Raw genomic sequence first — 16609 nt, 5'->3', positions numbered from 1 at the left:
CAAAAAACGGTATCCACCACATTTGGAACATTATCCAAAAATTTAGGAGATTCAAGATGGAAAGTTTCTTCGGTTGGCTAATTATCTTGGCACTTGGCGGTTCAGGGCTTGCCAGTTCAGTCAAGATTGTCAATCAAGGTAATGAAGCCTTGGTTGAACGCTTGGGGAAATATAGCGGCAAGAAAATGGGACCAGGACTCAACTTTCTGATCCCTGTCGTTGATCGCGTGGCATTCCAGGAAACGATTCGGGAAAAAGTATTGGATGTTCCACCCCAGCAATGTATTACTCGTGACAACGTTTCAATTACCGTTGATGCTGTGGTCTACTGGCGGATTATGGATATGGAGAAAGCCTACTACAAGGTCGAAAATCTCCGCCTAGCCATGCAGAACTTGGTGTTGACCCAGATTCGCTCGGAAATGGGACAAATGGAACTTGACCAAACCTTTACTGCCCGTGCAGAAATTAATGAAATCCTGCTGCGAGAACTAGATATTGCAACCGATCCTTGGGGGGTTAAAGTCACGCGGGTAGAACTTCGAGATCTCATCCCATCAAAGGCTGTGCAGGAATCTATGGAATTGCAAATGTCCGCAGAACGTCGAAAGCGGGCATCCATCTTGACTTCCGAAGGGGAACGGGAATCGGCTGTTAACTCTGCTAGAGGTAAAGCGGAAGCTCAAGTGCTGGATGCGGAAGCGCGTCAAAAAGCGGCAATTTTAGACGCTGAGGCACAACAAAAGGCGATCGTTCTTAAAGCGCAGGCAGAACGCCAGCAGCAAGTTCTCAAGGCGCAAGCCACGGCTGAGGCACTACAAATTGTTACTAAGGCACTCAAGGGTGACGCGAATGCTCATGAAGCCCTCCAGTTCTTAGTTGCCCAAAGTTATTTAGAGATGGGTACGAAGATTGGCAGCAGCGACAGCAGCAAGGTGATGTTCATGGACCCCCGCAGTATTCCGGCAACACTTGAGGGGATGCGCTCAATTGTTGGTGATGGCAATCAGCATTCTCAATCCCTGAGTTTTGATTTGGAGAAGCTGAACCGTTAAGTCGTCAATTGGTATCAACTGTACTGTCCACTTTTTTGCACACTATCGAATCACTTGTGTGGTGGGCACTGCTCACCACACACCTAGGTCAAAATTTCAAGATATATTAAGTAAATGCGATAATAGGAATTAAACAGGAAATTCCGGTTGAGGGTGCAAGAACCGACCGCAAATCCTTCCTTGGCAACATCAGATGAATCCTTCGTGTGAGGAGAGTAAGCCAAACCTAGTTAGCAGGGAAGCATCTCTCCAAGCCTTCTTTAATCTTTCCCCAGATCTGTTGTGTATCCGTGGCAGTGATGGGTTTTTCAAAGAACTCAACTCAGTTTGGATAAGTACCCTAGGTTGGACGCTAGATGAATTGCGATCGCGTCCCTGGTTGGACTTTGTCCATCCGGACGATGTTGCCTTTACCTTTGATGTAGAGCGTCAATGTCAGACTGAGGGGGCAAACTATACTCCCATACAACTTAAAAATCGCTACCGTTGCCGAGACGGGAGCTATCGTTGGCTGTCTTGGCGCTTATCCGCCTATGAAAACGGATTAAGCTATGGCATTGCCCAAGATGTCAGCCAAAGCAACTGGCGCGGCAGTGGGACGTATCGCACAGAAGTACAGGAAACGGTGAAGCTACGAGATCAGGCACTCACTGCCAGCAGTGTAGGGATTGTGATTGCCGATACTCGATTGCCCGATATGCCCCTCATCTATGTCAATCCAGCCTTTGAACAAATAACAGGTTACTCCGCCACTGAAGTACTGGGTTATAACTGTCGTTTTTTGCAGGGGACAAAGACTAGCCAGCCTGCTGTCGCTGAACTCCGTGATGCGATTAAAGCTGGAAAACACTGCACCGTTACCTTACTCAACTACCGGAAAGATGGGACTCCCTTCTGGAATGAGTTAACAATTTCACCAATTCATGATGACGACGATAACCTAACTCATTTTGTCGGTATTCAAGCTGATATTAGCGATCGCATCAAAGCAGAACAAGCCCTGCGTTTGGAAAAAAACAAGTCAGAACGGCTATTACTCAATATTTTGCCCAAGCCGATTGTTGAGCAATTGAAACGGTTTGAGGGTTCCTTAGCTCAACAATATACTGAAGCCACAATCTTGTTTGCCGACCTTGTGGACTTTACTCCCCTGTGTGCCCAAATGCCTCCTTTAGAACTGCTCAATCTCTTAAATCAGATTTTTTCTGTTTTTGATCAATTGGCAGAAAAACATGGAGTTGAGAAAATTAAAACGATTGGTGATGCCTACATGGTGGCTGGCGGTTTGCCTGTACCTATAGATAATCATGCAGAAGCGATCGCTCAAATGGCTTTGGATATGCAACAAGCAATTCACCAATTCAAAACACAACAAGGTGAATCGTTCCAAATTCGTATCGGCATTAACACAGGGCCCGTGGTAGCTGGTGTGATTGGTATCAAAAAATTTAGCTATGATCTTTGGGGTGATGCCGTCAATGTTGCATCCCGCATGGAATCCTATGGAATTCCGGGAAGAATTCAAGTTACGGCAGCAACAAAAGAACGTTTACAGGATAAGTATTTATTTGAGGAACGGGGTGCGATCTCAGTTAAAGGCAAAGGGAAAATGATTACCTATTGGCTTGTAGGAAAAAAGTAATTTTAGTTTTTGGTTGTAGTGATTGGGGGTATTGGCTTGAGGTAAACGCGATCGCATCGCTTTGTCTCTACACCAGTTGCTGGTTGATAACCACTGCTTTCATATAGCTTGACTGCTTCTTTGAGGACGCTTGCTGTTTCAATCCAAATTTCCTGGAACCCTCGATTTGCGATCGCTTTCTCCAATTCCTGTAACAAATACTTGCCTAGTCCTTTTCCCCTAACGGCTGGCAACAGGTACATTTTGCGGATTTCTACAGCTTTTTCCCCTCGTTCCACTGGGTAGTAGGCACCCGTTCCTACCACTTGGTTTTGCTGTTCAATTACCCAGAATTCTCCCCCTACTGCTATGTAGGAAGCTTCAACCTCCAAAACATCCCGATCTGCCCCAGATGGCTCCCAAGACAATCCGTATTCAGCCAATGCATCCCTGATAACAGCCGCCGCTGCTTCCCTGTCGTTGGGTGTCCAGGTGCGAATCAGAAAGTCTTTGTAGTAAGTTTTCATTAGCATTTCACTATACTGCTCAGGCTTATCTTCACTTACAGCGCTATCAAAGACTATGGCAAATTCTGAGGCTGGCATGAACCGATGCAAAACTCTTTTATGATCTTCCGCATCACAGCGGTTAAAGAACCTTGCTACAGGATAGTGCTGAGCATTAGGCAAAACACGCACAATTACCCAAGGACGACTAAAATCTTCAGTAGATGGGATTCGTTGGTAAGTCATAACACCCCTTTTTGAAAAGCTTGTTTAGGAAAGGCGACTGTACGCAAAACGGGCAAGTGAACAATCGCCTTGATTCGTGATCTGATGGAAGTTAATACAGGTGCTTGTCGTCTAGGCATCACCTCCTTTTCCAATGCAGTCGCTACCCGTACCAAAGCACGAGACTGCCTCAATCAAGACTTACGCAGCGTGTTGCTGCTGCTTCATGAGGACTCATGACAGCTATTTATACGACTGCTTAAATGAGAGACTTTTAGAGAAGACCAGTCAGTTGGCTCTCTAGGAAAGTCAGTTAACCTGACTAGTCTTTATTTTGTCTTACAACTAGCACTTTAGTGCAGGCTATTTGTCTTGTCAAGCACTTTAGTGCAGGTGCATAGTGCAGTTATGACCTCAGAAAACCAATCAGAAAGTCAATCGACATTGAAAAAACTCCGAGAGAAAGTCAACCTGACTCAGCCAGAGTTAAGTGATCGTATTGGTGTAGGTATAAGAATTATTAGCGACTGGGAAAGTGGAAGAAAACTCCCGCGCTTTGACAATGCTGTTGCCTTAGCGCGTGAATTAGGTATTTCGCTCAAAGTTCTCGCTAAGGCAATGCAAATCAATGTGGAGGGTGTGCCTGATGATGAACTGCCAGAACAATAGCCCTCAAAAGAGGATTGAGGAAATAGGCGATCGCTTCTATCACAAACTATTTTCCTACTCAAGAAGGTGTTCTAAAAATATGGAGAAATGCTATCAGAATCCTATGGAGGATGCTGATCAATTGTGCGAAGCACTCGCCGCAAATTAACTACACCCTCACGATTGAGCTGTAACCGTTCCACAGTTGCACGTCCAGTCGCAGTCAAACCAATCGCCAACGTAAAGTCTTCGTTCCAGCCAAAGTGGTCTACCCATCTCTGACGGCGAGGGTGATACAGAGGCACCAAATTTCCACTCACAGGATCGTGTGCCTCAACATGGGTGTACTTACGGTTGTTGCATCCTTGGCAAGCCAAAGCCAGATTTTCATCCTCATCAGTTCCACCCTTTGAACGAGGCGTAATATGCTCTATCGAAAATGGATCGGGTGAAAAACGAGCCTGACTGCGACAGTACTCGCAGCATCCACTAGCACGATGAGCAACAGCTTGCTTCTGTTTCGCCGTTAACTGTGGCTCAGACATAGGCGGGGGCTTCAATGCCTAATTCCTGCATTACTGCCTCCAACGAGGTGTCTCGCAGATTTGCTAGTTCAATTAAGTACTGAATTCGATGAGCATTGGCTTGTTCAATTTGGTCGGAAATCTCAATTAATGTTGCCTGCTCCCCAGGCGTTAACGTCTCAGCACGGCGCTTGGCAATTAGGGCATGATAGTGTTCCCATATTTCCGGCAGCAAACCCCGATTAATTTTCTGCAATAAGTCAGCTTCAGCTCTTGAAAGGAAGGAAGCATCACGCAAGGGTGAACGCAAACGCTCTTTCAACGTATTCACGATGTAGTGACTTGGATCGAGTCCCTGTTTCGCTGCCTCATCCCGTAACTGTTGTTCAAGTTCCGGTGTAAGCTCAAGCGTGATGGTTGCCATACAGATACCCTTTGGCGAAATATGCATTAGATCTATTTTGCTCGCCTCAGTCTCAAAGCGATCGCTAAGTCTTTTCTGAGGTAGAGATGTGATCGCTTTTTGTACGGAACAAGGTGCGATCGCTTTGTATTACTCCAACAAGACTAATCGAGAAGTGCGATCGCTCTTTGGCGGCTTGGGCGATCGCAAGGTTATGCTTTGACTTAACACCCAAACGCTGGCAACCATGAAGGCTCATGAGGTTCTGAAGCAATACGCAGCCGGGAGACGAGATTTCAGTGGAGAAAATCTCAGAGGTCAATCTTTCAAAGGAAAAAACCTCTCCGGGGCAAACTTCAGTGAAGCCGACATCCGAGGGGCAAACTTTACGAATGCTAGGTTGCAGGGTGCTAACTTTAGCAAAGTTAAAGCTGGGCTACAGCGCCGTTGGGCGATTAGTTTGCTCATCGCTTCATGGCTACTGTCAGGGCTATCAGCGATATTTTCAACATTGCTGAGTTCCGCTGTCGCACTGATATTTGACACCAGTAGTCTTGGAAACGTCATCGCTGGCTGGGTTGCCTTAGTAGTGATTGCCGTCTTCTCTGTCATCACTATCCGCCAAGGTCTAGCCGCAGGGTTGGGAGCTGTCGCTGTCGCTTTCTGTGTCGCTTTCGTTGTCGCTTTCGTTATCACTGTCACTGGAGCTACCGGTGTCACTGTCGCTGCCGCTGGAGCTGGAGCTGCCGCTGGAGCTACCGGTGTCGTTTTCGCTGGAGCGTTCGCTGTCGCTGGAGCGTTCGCTGTCGCTGGAGCTTTCACTTTCGCTGTCGCCGTCGCTTTCACTGTCGCTGTCGCTGTCGCTTTCACTTTCACTTTCACTGTCGTTGTCGCTGGAGCTGTCGCCGGAGCTGTCGCCGGAACCGTGGCGCTACTCAATGTTTACATTAGCTGGCGTGCCTTTAGAGGAGATGAGCGAGATGCCTGGATTCGGACGTTTGCCATTGCCTTTGCCGCCACAGGTGGTACCAGCTTTCGCAACGCCAACTTAACCGATGCTGACTTCAAATCTGCCACACTCAAAAGCACAGACTTCAGAAACGCCACCCTTACCCGTACTCGCTGGCACCAAACTAAAGAACTTGCTCGCGTTCGCCCCGGAACCACTTATCTTCAGACTGCCAAAATACGACAATTACTCATTACGGGACAGGGACAAGCTCAGAACTTTGAGCGCCAACCTCTACGAGGCATCAACTTACAAGGTGCTAACCTAGCCGATGCCAGCTTCATCGGAGCCGACTTAAGCGAAGCCAACTTACAAGATACTGACCTATCCAGAGCCAAGTTGGTGCAAACCCAGCTAGACGAGACAGACTTAACGGGTGCTACTCTCACAGGCGCTTATATAGAAGACTGGGGCATTACCAGTCATACCAAGCTGCAGGGGGTGAGGTGTGAGTATGTCTTTATGCGACTGCCGACAAAAGAAGACCCTGAGCCGCGCCGCAAACCCGACAATCGGAACGAAACTTTTAAAGACGGGGACTTTGCGGACTTCATCAAACCCATTGTCGATACCCTCGACCTCTACCACAACCAAGACGTTGACCCCCGTGCCATTGCTATTTCCTTTAAGGAGTTAGCAGAAAAGCACCCAGAGGCAGAGCTAGAAATCGTAGCAATGGAAAAACGGGGTGGAGATAAATTTATGCTCAGGGTTGCAACCGCTCCAGAGGCTAGTCATTCTGAGTTGAATGCCGAATATTTTGATACTTACAACAAAGTTAAAGCCTTGGCAGAGCGAGAGATAAAAGCATTATTAGACGAAAAAGATAGCCGAATTAGTAGCTTAGAAAATATGATAGCGACGGCACTACAACGCCCTAGCTTTTATGCAGAAACCTATCAACACCAAGGAGATATCATGACTGACAGCAGCAAAATCAATGTATCGGCTGGCGGCAGTGTTGGCGCAGTCGGTGGTGGCGATGTCAGCAACCAAGGGGTGATGAACCTCGGCACAATTAGCGGTAACGTAACGAATGCCATCAACCAGTTACCCGACTCCTCCGAACCCAGCAAACCGGGAATCAAAGAACTGCTAGCGCAACTGCAAGCCGCAATTAATGACCCAAACCTAGCCGACGATGATAAATCGCAAGCCCTAGAACAGATAAAAGTCCTCGCTGAAGCTGGACAAAACCCCAACAACGAAGCCGCACAAAAACAGGCAAAAAAGGCGATGGGGTTCTTGAAAGTCATCGCTGAAGGCTTACCCAGTGCCGCAACCTTGGTTGTAGCGTGTAAGGATATATTGCCTGCGATCGCGCATTTCTTCGGTCTGTAGTCAGTACTGTTGAGTCAGAGAGATTTCATCATCTGAAACCTCGGCTTTGTTGCCGTCCCGCCAGAGGCTCAAATCTCTGGCAGGCTGACATCGCAGCTTTAACTGTGAATTCGAGGTTCTGGGTGAAGCGTTGCCAACAACTCACTTTCTCTAATCGCCAATTCCTCCAATCGCCCAGTCACAACATCCCGCTCAAAATAGGTATCAGCCAGCACCCAGTAAATCCCATAGTGACGCGCCTCAGCTGCCATCAAGCCTCCATAAAACTTAGCTAACTCCCCATCAGGGCAGTGAGTCGCCAGTAATCCCAACCGCTCATGAGAGCGAGCCTCAATTAGACCAGAAACCAGTAAAGAATCCAATAACCGCTCCGGTTCAGGGCGGCGAATCTCCGCTTTCAATCCCGCAGCATAGGGAGGCGATGAGAGAGGAGCTAAGGGAATACCGAGTCGTTCTAACCATTGGTTAACCAGCTCAAAATGCTCCAGTTCCTCCCGTGCGATCGCAGTTAGCTGACGCACTAGTTGCGTATAGGACGGGTAGCGAAACATCAAGTTTAACGCCACTCCCGCCGCCTTAAGTTCGCAATGAGAGTGGTCGAGTAGAATGATATTTAGGTGAGTAATGGCTTGCTCGACCCAAGCCCCGCTTGTGGGCTGCTTAAGGGTGTTAATAATCGGAAGTATAGAAGAAGACACGATTTTTGGTGAAATAAACTCAACCTAGAATAGAAAAAGAGCTTCCTGCTCTAAGATATGCTATTACGGCAAGGCTTTTAACTCAGGAACTATCTTAAGAGTATAAAAGTCCTTTCCTAAGAGGTACACTTTCCCTAACTCGGAAAGCTTCTCCTCTGAATACGGCACTTAATGCCAAGTATCGGTGTGAAATTGGCTGAATCTATATTAAAATCCGAAATCTCGCTCTTAGCACCTGTATTCGTCCTAATAGATATTCCCTACGATTGAAAAGTGTTAAAAGAAATCTGGGCATACTGAGAACAGCAAGCTTGCCTGGTATTCTTAACTACACTTGTGGAAGCTAGATTTTATGGGTGCTACCTGGTAGTTGGTGCAATCGGAATTTGGAAAAGTGAAAATGACCAACCGTCGTATTGTTATCGGTGACGTTCACGGTCACTACGACACCCTCATGATTTTAATGGATGCGATCGCTCCCAGTGGCGACGACATGGTTTATTTTTTGGGGGACTTGATAGACCGAGGCCCCCAGAGCGCTCAGGTAGTTGACTTTGTGAAACGAAGCCCTTACTTGTGTCTGTTGGGTAACCATGAACAAATGTTACTAGATATTCTGGGTGATGGAGAAATCTATGGTCCAGCATTGCAAGCATGGCTCTATAGTGGTGGTCATAGCACCATCAACAGTTATGGTGATGGTGGTGTCAGCCAAGAGCATCTTGATTGGATGCGAACACTGCCAACCTACATGGATTTAGGAGATACCTGGTTAGTCCACGCTGGTGTTCATCCACGAATTCCACTAGAAAACCAAACTTCTGAGCAATTTTGCTGGGTGCGTGATGAATTTCACAGCATCACTGAACCCTACTTCCCTGACAAGCTAATCATCACAGGTCACACCATTACCTTTACCCTACCAGGAGTCCTCCCTGGAAGAATTGCTCAGGGTCGGGGGTGGCTTGATATTGATACAGGTGCTTATCATCCGAAAAGCGGCTGGATGACGGCGCTAGACATCACCAATTCTCTGGTTTATCAGGTCAATGTCTTTCGCCGTCGTCTGCGTAAATTACCGCTCAAGGAAGCCGTAACGCGGGTAGAACCCTCACAAATTCTTCCCCGGCGTTCAGCGCTTCGCTCATAAAAGAGCGCGAATTTTGCTTCTGTAAGCGTTAGTGTCTAAGCCATCACCAACGTTACTCCGGGCAGGGTCAATCGCCCGCTCTAGGGCATTAATTCGGTCACTTGTTGCTGGATGGGTACTTAAAAAGGTGGGCACAGAGCCTCCTTTTTTAAGGAGTTTTTCCATGAAGTCCACCATTGCCACAGGAGCATAGCCTGCGTTTTGTAAGGTGTCTAGACCCAATTCGTCAGCTTCAACTTCATCTTGACGGCTGTGAGGACGACGCAGAGCCAAATCTACACCAATTTGAACGGCAAGATTCCGGTCTAGTCCAGCCGCCGCCGCGACTCCTTGTGCGATCGCTTGTTGTCGCATCTGCCCGATCGCATGACGCCCAGCGATATGACCAATCTCGTGAGCCATTACACTAGCTAGTTGAGCTTCGTTATCAGCAGCGGTAAGCAAACCCGTATTGACGTAAACAAAGCCGCCCATGGTCGCAAACGCATTGATATTTTTATCATTAACAACCTGAAACTTGTAAGGAATATCAGTTCGTGAGCTTTCTTGAGCTAGCCGCTGACCAATTTGATCAACGTAACGATTGATTTCCGAATTGCGATAGAGTTGAATCTCGCTGCCAACGAGCTGCTGATTAATTTGCTGACCAATCTGAATTTCCTCACGATTAGAAATGTTAGATAGCTGGAGGATCTGAACACCTCGGAAAATTAGGTCGAACCAAGGTCGGGCTTGCGTTACCTGAGGACTGCCCAGAACCAGACTCAGTGCCATAACGACAGATATTAGCGGATACAGCCAACGACGCTGATAACGACGGGACAGGAAAAAAAACAAATTCAACATGGTGATATAACTAACACAGCTTGACTTGAGAGGCACAAGAAAGTGACGTTATTGAAGGATGATTAGTTGCCATTTCTACCTTGCCTACCTCAAGCCTCTTCCTTTTCTAGACCTATTCTTCCTAATTTGGGACACATACCTCCGAGGCATTGGCGAGTTGTCAGTCAAAAAGTAGACTGGAAGTCATGCTGATCTCTTGCAGCAGTCGTGGTAATTTAACACAGGACTATAACAAGAGGCATTCTCTGACTATTTAGTACCTAGTTCTAAATAGTGCTTTGGCTATAGTTCTTTTTGCAAAAACACTAAACAACGTTTCATGGCTATCTTGGATTCTAAAGGACGCCTGTTCGGAAAGGTGAGCATTCTCGACCTAGGTGCTGCCTTAGTAATTTTATTAGTGGTTGTAGGTATCTTTTTCTTCCCCGGCACCACCGGTTCTGTGGCGCAACTCAGCGCTCCCAAACCACTAGAGGTAGATTTGATTGTCCGGGGTTTAAGTGTACGCGATTCAGGAGCCTTGATCAATCAGTTTAACGAGCAGAATGCGAAGACCAGTATCATCATTCGTAATCAACCTGCTGGTCAGGTTGACATTAAATCTGTAGAAGAACTACCAAAAACCGTACTTGTGCCGCAGCCAGATGGCTCTGTCAAAGAGTTACCTGACCCCAGATCGAATTCTTTTAGCACGGATATGGTGATGACCTTAGGTGGGACAGCAGAAATCACCAAGGATGGTCCCGTGGTAGCCGGTACCAAAATTAAAATTGGAACACCAATTGAGCTGGAGGGCAGGGACTACAACTTCAAAGCCAGCGTGATTGATGTCAGAGTGAAGTGATCGGAAATTAAGGATTGAGCGATGGGCGATGAGCAAGAATCTTTTCAATTGCTTATCACCCATCGCTTCTTAGTTTCTAGCCCTCAGTCTCCGAATTGAGCAACTTCAAATATCGCCGAATTAAACCGATTGTTACTGCAGGCAGTTCTAACTGAGGAGTTAAGCCGACATCTTCAAGAGGTTGAAAGACCCGAATTGCTTGAGGATTGAGATCAGCGAGGCGCTTACCGATTTCTGGCCCAGTAAACTCGGACTTTTGTCCCCAGATAATCGCCGTAGGGGTAGTCAGTTGGGGAACGTATAGGGATAAGTCAAAGCACAAATCCCCCCGCACAAATGAAAGAGCAGCATATTCAGCATTTGGCTGTTGGGCTGATTCTAGATAGGCATCGACAATTTCTTGATAAACTCGGCTGCTTTGGGCAAATTGACGGTTTTCTAAGAAGTTGCGTATACCCCCACTAGTTGCTACGCCAGTGCTATAGAGGATGCGATCGAGAACAGGAGTTTTGATCAACTGAGCAAAAAAGCTGCGTGTGTAATCTTCCCCGAAATCAGATAACCCTGCGGGTGTTGTGAGAATTAGAGATTTGAATAAGTCAGGCCGTGCGATCGCAGCACGGATAGTGAATGCTGCGGTGAGAGAAGACGCCACTACAGGTGTTGGTTCTGTGCAGGTCTTCTCAAGGAATTCGATAATTGTGCTGATGTAGTCGTTAATCTGGTAATTCCGTTCTGGATGCTCAGAGCGACCCCAACCAATTAGGTCGGGTGTTAGAATTCGATACTCCGTTGCAAATGCTGGGTAGACTTTTGACCATTCATAGGCAGATGAACCACCACCAAAGCCATGCAAAAAGACTAAGGTTGGTAGTTCTTTGGGTTCAGTAGCATCTGTTCCCCACCAAGGAAGTTCTTCGGCTGTGTAATACACCATTCTTCCAAGCGAAGTCACTACGGAGTGCTGTTTAAAGCCATTTGGCTCAATCATGTCCAAACCTCATCACTGTAGACATAATCGCTGATTGTGGTAACAGAGAACGTCTCACTGTTGGTGGATTCCCCATGATATCGAAGAGAATGCGGCTTTCTAGGCAATAGGCTCTGAGAAAACGTCCTGTAGCCTATCCCCCATTGCCCCACAATAATCTGACGCAATCGTTTGGGAACACCTACCATGGCGCACAAGGTATAGCAATCAGCAGTCAGCTTTCAGCGGTCAGCTTTCAGTCAAATAGGCTCACTTCTAAGGAACGCTCTTCTCCCGTTAATGTTCTAAGCTAAGTGCCTATTGCTATAAGTGCCGAGGAACTTTGGGACTATTATTTCATCAAAGTATTTTAGGGTGTGGAAGCTTTTCTTTAGACGGTACAAACTCTAATCAGTAATTCGCTTCAAAATTTTTGTAGTCTTGATTGTCTATTTTCTGGAGAGAGTATATTGCCGTTGAGGTGTGGAGTCTGATTAGTCAGAACTTGTGAAAGTAAGCGGCAGCCGGGAATTGAGGATTCCGAGTAATGCAAGAATGTTTTTTCCTCAAAGATTTGTGACTCACGGACAAACCAAGTATTTTGGGTTGTTCCACGTCAATAGGGTTGGTGATTCTCCGATTTTGATAAATTGCGTTCATATTAGTGTTATGGCAATGCAGTGTGTTCAACCGTTGAATGAAGTCAAAGAGGCTGATTCTGAAATCCTGGAATCAACAACTGACTTCCCTAAGCCGCAAACTGTAATTGCTTCTCCTTGTTGGGGTGCAGTTGAGTTTGACTCTAATTTACTCGTGATAAGACCTTCTAGCATCTGCCTGAACCTGGAAGATTTGAAATGCTTTGAAGTTGTGGAGCATCAGTTTCATCACTATGGCATTACCTTTAAAAACGCGATCGCCTTACAACCCTCAAATCCTGCGTATCCACCCCGAACGGGTACCACAGTACTCATGGGTGCGCCAAACAGCGGCTGGCTGGAAGCAACATTCTCGCAACCTGTCAATATGTTCTGCTGCTATGTCACCAGTTCCCAACGAACTGTTCTGTCTGCCTATGACCACCAGGAAAAACTCCTAGTCCGCTCTTCGATTACAGGACCTAATCTAGCAGGTTCTAATTCCCAGATCTCGCCCAATGCCGAGCTAAGGATTGAATCCTCAAATATCTTGCGAATTACTGTCTATGCTTTTGATGGTCAACTAACTTTGGCTGACCCAAGCTTTAGTTTTTAGAGCCTGAAAGCGTTAGCATCTTTGAAGAGAGACACTTAAAACTCACCTGACTAATCAAAACTTTTAACGAATCACGACTGAATGCAGCTTGCACCGCTTTATCCTATCCTGTACCAAATTCTTAAACCGTCCTTTCCTAGCTGCCTGTGGACAGGTGCAAAGACTTCACGAGCGATCGCACTTACCTTTGATGATGGACCCCATCCTCAATACACCCCAGAACTCCTGCAAGTCCTAGACCACTACAATATCAAAGCCAGCTTTTTCTGGTTGGGTGCTTGCGTAGATCGATCACCCGCCGTAGCAAAAACTGTTTATGAGCGCGGTCATTGGATTGGGTTACATGGATATCATCATCATTCCTTTGCTCTTTTAACACCAGAGGCTCTTAGAGAGAGTTTAGAAAAAACTCAAAAGGCAATTCACACGGCGCTGGCGATCGCGTTATGTGACGATCAAGCGTCTCAGATTAAGCCAGAAAATATTCGAGACGTTCGCCCCCCCAATGGTTTATTTACACCGCAAACCTTGAATTTATTGCACCAGTGGAACTATCGGACTGTGATGTGGAGTGTTGTTCCAGAAGACTGGGAACGTCCTGGTGTCCAGGTGGTTGTACAGCGAGTTCTACGGCAGGTACAAAATGGGTCGCTGATTGTCTTACACGATGGCTACTATGGAGGACAAGATGTTGCCCAAACAACGGCTCTGTTAATTCCTCTGCTCCTACAGCAGGGTTATCATTTTGTTACGATCAACCAGTTATGGCAGCAGACTTAGCAGTTGTTGTCTTACAAGGAAAGGTAAGTTACGGAGAACATTCTCCTCAAAGATGCTTTACCCGAATTGATGTGGTCTTCCTCTTGTTTGCCGAGCGTTAGTCAAGCCTGTGGTGTACTAGTAGCCAAACACCATACTGTCGTTTTCAAACATCGACTAGCAAACCGTTTAGAGTTTTTTTTTCTAGAAACTTCCCACATCTACTTGCTTTGTGTGTTAGAACAATTGTTTTACATCTGTCTTACGCTAGAACAACTGCCATGACATATTTCTAACCTTCGGCTGTAGAAAATATTTTTCTTACAGGAAAACTTCGCTAACGTAGTCAGAGGGGATATCAATCGAGATGATTATAGAACATCTGTACTAAGTAAAAGGCTAGGTAAGCTAATGAATTTGTCACACGCTATGACAGTCATCTGTCAGATGAATTCATTAAAATGGCTGAGTGTATTTCAGCTATTTAACTGGGACGCTCAAGTTCAAAGCTAGAGTAAATTAGGAAAGATTCAGCAAAACAGCAAGCATGAATCCAATTTTTGAACTTCGATGGGTACACAAAAATGTGGCAACCGCTGTTACCAGACATTTAATAGTGTTCTGGATTCAGCTTGTAGAAACAGTCTATGATTGCTGAAACAGGGCTAACTGCAAAAACTAGAACTTTGCACTCAGCCGCCGCACGTAGCAACTTAAGGAAAAGGAATTCATCATGGGGCATCATTTTCATGAACATTATTTTGTATGAAAGCGCTTTATAAGCTCACTACGCCATTAAAAGATTGAAGCTAAAACCGTCGTACATTTTTGGTATTTAAGGCTACAATCAAAAAGTCTCAACAGAAGCCAGCATTAACACTAACGACATAACGCATTCACTCATCGGTTGAGTGTAAAGAAATGAGCCGATCTTATTTCTCATACTCACTTATCAAATAAAACCTTAGAATGCAAGAGAAAGTTATTCGCTGGCAACGTAATCTCAAGTAGATTAAAAAACATCATCTACTGGTCTTTAACTGAAGGAGCATGAGGAAAAAGGCATGACCCAGGCAAACTTAGATCTCGCAACAATCACTCAGCCTGAGAATGAGCTGGAATTCTTAATCGAGGATGACGTGAACCGAGATGAGCTTGTAGACGCTCAATCGGATGAAGAAGACGGTAAGCCTGGTAAGGTGCGCTCTACCCGTCGTCGAACACAAACAAAAAAGAAGCACTATACAGAAGACTCAATTCGCCTCTACCTGCAAGAAATTGGAAGAATTCGGCTGTTGCGGGCAGATGAAGAAATTGAATTGGCTCGAAAAATTGCTGACTTGTTGGAACTAGAGCGGATACGGGAGCGCTTGTTCGATCAATTAGAACGCGAACCACAAGACAGCGAATGGGCAACTGAGGTGAATATGGCTTTACCAGCCTTTCGACATCGCCTTTACCTCGGTCGTCGGGCAAAAGACAAAATGGTGCAGTCAAACTTGCGTCTTGTTGTCTCAATTGCCAAGAAATACATGAATCGAGGCTTGTCCTTCCAAGACTTGATTCAAGAAGGCTCTTTGGGTCTAATTCGAGCCGCTGAAAAGTTTGATCACGAAAAAGGTTATAAGTTCTCCACCTACGCTACGTGGTGGATTCGGCAGGCGATCACAAGAGCGATCGCTGATCAGTCTCGCACCATCCGCTTACCTGTTCACCTCTACGAAACGATCTCACGGATCAAAAAAACTACCAAGATTCTCTCTCAAGAAATGGGTCGCAAGCCTACAGAAGAAGAAATTGCCGATCGCATGGAAATGACCATCGAGAAGCTGCGGTTTATTGCAAAATCTGCTCAACTTCCCATCTCCTTAGAAACACCAATTGGTAAAGAAGAAGACTCTCGCCTTGGAGACTTCATTGAAGCTGATGGCGAAACTCCAGAAGATCAAGTTTCAAAAAATCTACTTCGGGAAGACCTCGAAAGCGTCCTTGATACCCTTAGCCCTCGTGAACGTGACGTTCTCCGTCTACGCTATGGATTAGACGATGGACGGATGAAGACGCTAGAAGAAATCGGTCAAATCTTCAACGTTACTCGCGAACGAATTCGGCAAATTGAAGCCAAAGCTCTCCGCAAACTACGCCATCCTAATCGCAATAGCATTCTCAAAGAATACATTCGTTAGGTAGCTTTTCGCTTTCTTAGAGTCAATTGCAGGGGCGGCGGCATCGTCGCCCCTTGTAGTTTTCTTCTAAATTACTAAGCTATTGCACATTTAATTGCAATACCAGCTCATGGGAAAAGGAGAGCGATAACTACATCAAACATTTCTCCTTAATTGTTCACCCTTAACCTTTTCCTAAAACAAGTTAGTTAAACATCTAAGGTGATAAGTGTATCTCTTGAATCATTAATAGTGGACCGCCAACCGCGTTTTAAAAAGCTGGGGTTCCTGTAAAGAACACCCAGCTATCCGTTGAGATTAATAGAGATTGCACTAAGCTAGGAGATTACATTAAGCCCCAGAAGTGTAAGACACCTTGACCAGATACATATTCAGTGATTAGAGCGGCAACAAAGCCAATCATGGCTAAACGACCATTCCAGTTTTCAGCTTGAGGCGTAAAGCCAAACTTTACATCGTTGCGATCTTCTTGCATTGTTTTTGCTCCGTTAATGACGTTTTGTAAACATCCTTGTAAATTAATGTAACCAATATTTTGCAAAACGGCAATAATCTCCTTACCAAGCTAGA

General features: G+C 45.9%; 18 protein-coding genes. 10 read left to right on the top strand and 8 right to left on the bottom strand.

What is annotated here, in order from left to right; all coding sequences use genetic code 11:
* The first annotated feature begins 56 nt into the window (after positions 1-56).
* Together H6F98_RS02200 and H6F98_RS02195 are read left to right on the top strand one after the other, a co-directional pair.
* Positions 57-1055, top strand: coding sequence for an SPFH domain-containing protein (locus tag H6F98_RS02200; protein ID WP_192217029.1), 999 nt, complete (start codon positions 57-59; stop codon positions 1053-1055).
* Between the two features lie 193 nt (positions 1056-1248).
* Positions 1249-2697, top strand: coding sequence for an adenylate/guanylate cyclase domain-containing protein (locus H6F98_RS02195; RefSeq protein WP_192217028.1), 1449 nt, complete (start codon positions 1249-1251; stop codon positions 2695-2697).
* A gap of 2 nt (positions 2698-2699) precedes the next feature.
* Here the strand turns inward: H6F98_RS02195 and H6F98_RS02190 are convergent, their stop codons facing one another.
* Complete coding sequence (locus tag H6F98_RS02190; protein WP_192217110.1) at positions 2700-3203, bottom strand: GNAT family N-acetyltransferase; 504 nt, start codon at positions 3201-3203, stop codon at positions 2700-2702.
* A gap of 294 nt (positions 3204-3497) precedes the next feature.
* On the opposite strand from H6F98_RS02190, the gene H6F98_RS02185 reads away from it, so the two are divergent.
* Together H6F98_RS02185 and H6F98_RS02180 are read left to right on the top strand one after the other, a co-directional pair.
* Positions 3498-3647, top strand: coding sequence for a hypothetical protein (locus H6F98_RS02185; protein WP_192217027.1), 150 nt, complete (start codon positions 3498-3500; stop codon positions 3645-3647).
* 168 nt (positions 3648-3815) lie between these two features.
* Entirely contained in the window at positions 3816-4076 is a 261-nt protein-coding gene (locus H6F98_RS02180) for a helix-turn-helix transcriptional regulator (protein WP_192217109.1), read from the top strand.
* A gap of 101 nt (positions 4077-4177) precedes the next feature.
* On the opposite strand, the gene H6F98_RS02175 is transcribed toward H6F98_RS02180, so the two are convergent.
* From H6F98_RS02175 to H6F98_RS02165, 3 genes are read right to left on the bottom strand one after another with little or no spacing between them, the layout of a single operon-like run.
* On the bottom strand, positions 4178-4600 hold the full coding sequence (locus H6F98_RS02175; RefSeq protein WP_192217026.1) for an HNH endonuclease: 423 nt from the start codon (positions 4598-4600) through the stop codon (positions 4178-4180).
* Positions 4593-5030: a hypothetical protein gene (locus H6F98_RS02170; RefSeq protein WP_242058276.1), complete on the bottom strand. Its 438-nt coding sequence runs from the start codon at positions 5028-5030 to the stop codon at positions 4593-4595. Before H6F98_RS02170 ends, H6F98_RS02175 begins: the two co-directional genes overlap by 8 nt.
* Positions 5031-5067: 37 nt before the next feature.
* Positions 5068-5241: a hypothetical protein gene (locus H6F98_RS02165; RefSeq protein WP_192217025.1), complete on the bottom strand. Its 174-nt coding sequence runs from the start codon at positions 5239-5241 to the stop codon at positions 5068-5070.
* Here H6F98_RS02165 and H6F98_RS02160 point away from each other — a divergent pair.
* Positions 5230-7332: a pentapeptide repeat-containing protein gene (locus H6F98_RS02160; RefSeq protein WP_192217024.1), complete on the top strand. Its 2103-nt coding sequence runs from the start codon at positions 5230-5232 to the stop codon at positions 7330-7332. The two genes, H6F98_RS02165 and H6F98_RS02160, sit on opposite strands and share 12 nt — an antisense overlap.
* Before the next feature lie 98 nt (positions 7333-7430).
* Here H6F98_RS02160 and H6F98_RS02155 read toward each other — a convergent pair whose 3' ends face one another.
* Positions 7431-8030 (bottom strand): tRNA isopentenyl-2-thiomethyl-A-37 hydroxylase MiaE, encoded by a 600-nt coding sequence (locus H6F98_RS02155; RefSeq protein WP_192217023.1) that lies wholly within the window; start codon positions 8028-8030, stop codon positions 7431-7433.
* A gap of 400 nt (positions 8031-8430) precedes the next feature.
* On the opposite strand from H6F98_RS02155, the gene H6F98_RS02150 reads away from it, so the two are divergent.
* On the top strand, positions 8431-9180 hold the full coding sequence (locus tag H6F98_RS02150) for a metallophosphoesterase family protein (protein ID WP_192217022.1): 750 nt from the start codon (positions 8431-8433) through the stop codon (positions 9178-9180).
* Here the strand turns inward: H6F98_RS02150 and H6F98_RS02145 are convergent.
* Entirely contained in the window at positions 9175-10026 is an 852-nt protein-coding gene (locus tag H6F98_RS02145; protein ID WP_192217021.1) for a M48 family metallopeptidase, read from the bottom strand. The two genes, H6F98_RS02150 and H6F98_RS02145, sit on opposite strands and share 6 nt — an antisense overlap.
* 319 nt (positions 10027-10345) lie before the next feature.
* Between H6F98_RS02145 and H6F98_RS02140 the strand changes: the two genes are divergently transcribed.
* A complete protein-coding gene (locus H6F98_RS02140) occupies positions 10346-10870 on the top strand; it encodes a DUF4330 domain-containing protein (RefSeq protein ID WP_192217020.1) in 525 nt (174 codons plus the stop codon).
* A 76-nt stretch (positions 10871-10946) separates the two neighbouring features.
* On the opposite strand, the gene H6F98_RS02135 is transcribed toward H6F98_RS02140, so the two are convergent.
* Entirely contained in the window at positions 10947-11861 is a 915-nt protein-coding gene (locus tag H6F98_RS02135; RefSeq protein WP_192217019.1) for an alpha/beta fold hydrolase, read from the bottom strand.
* Positions 11862-12395: 534 nt separating this feature from the next.
* On the opposite strand from H6F98_RS02135, the gene H6F98_RS02130 reads away from it, so the two are divergent.
* From H6F98_RS02130 to rpoD, 3 genes are all read left to right on the top strand, one after another.
* Positions 12396-13094: a hypothetical protein gene (locus H6F98_RS02130; RefSeq protein WP_242058274.1), complete on the top strand. Its 699-nt coding sequence runs from the start codon at positions 12396-12398 to the stop codon at positions 13092-13094.
* A gap of 81 nt (positions 13095-13175) precedes the next feature.
* The gene (locus H6F98_RS02125; RefSeq protein ID WP_192217018.1) at positions 13176-13874 is read left to right on the top strand and encodes a polysaccharide deacetylase family protein; all 699 of its coding nucleotides are present in this window, start codon (positions 13176-13178) and stop codon (positions 13872-13874) included.
* A 1043-nt stretch (positions 13875-14917) separates the two neighbouring features.
* The gene (gene rpoD / locus H6F98_RS02120; protein WP_192217017.1) at positions 14918-16039 is read left to right on the top strand and encodes an RNA polymerase sigma factor RpoD; all 1122 of its coding nucleotides are present in this window, start codon (positions 14918-14920) and stop codon (positions 16037-16039) included.
* A 325-nt stretch (positions 16040-16364) separates the two neighbouring features.
* Here rpoD and H6F98_RS02115 read toward each other — a convergent pair whose 3' ends face one another.
* On the bottom strand, positions 16365-16580 hold the full coding sequence (locus H6F98_RS02115; RefSeq protein WP_396810254.1) for a chlorophyll a/b-binding protein: 216 nt from the start codon (positions 16578-16580) through the stop codon (positions 16365-16367).
* Positions 16581-16609: the final 29 nt, after the last annotated feature.

The organism is Microcoleus sp. FACHB-SPT15, from assembly GCF_014849525.1.
Classification (GTDB): domain Bacteria; phylum Cyanobacteriota; class Cyanobacteriia; order Cyanobacteriales; family Coleofasciculaceae; genus Symplocastrum; species Symplocastrum torsivum.
The sequence above is the reverse complement of the archived record's forward strand: the minus strand, read 5'-3'. Positions and strand labels throughout refer to the sequence as shown.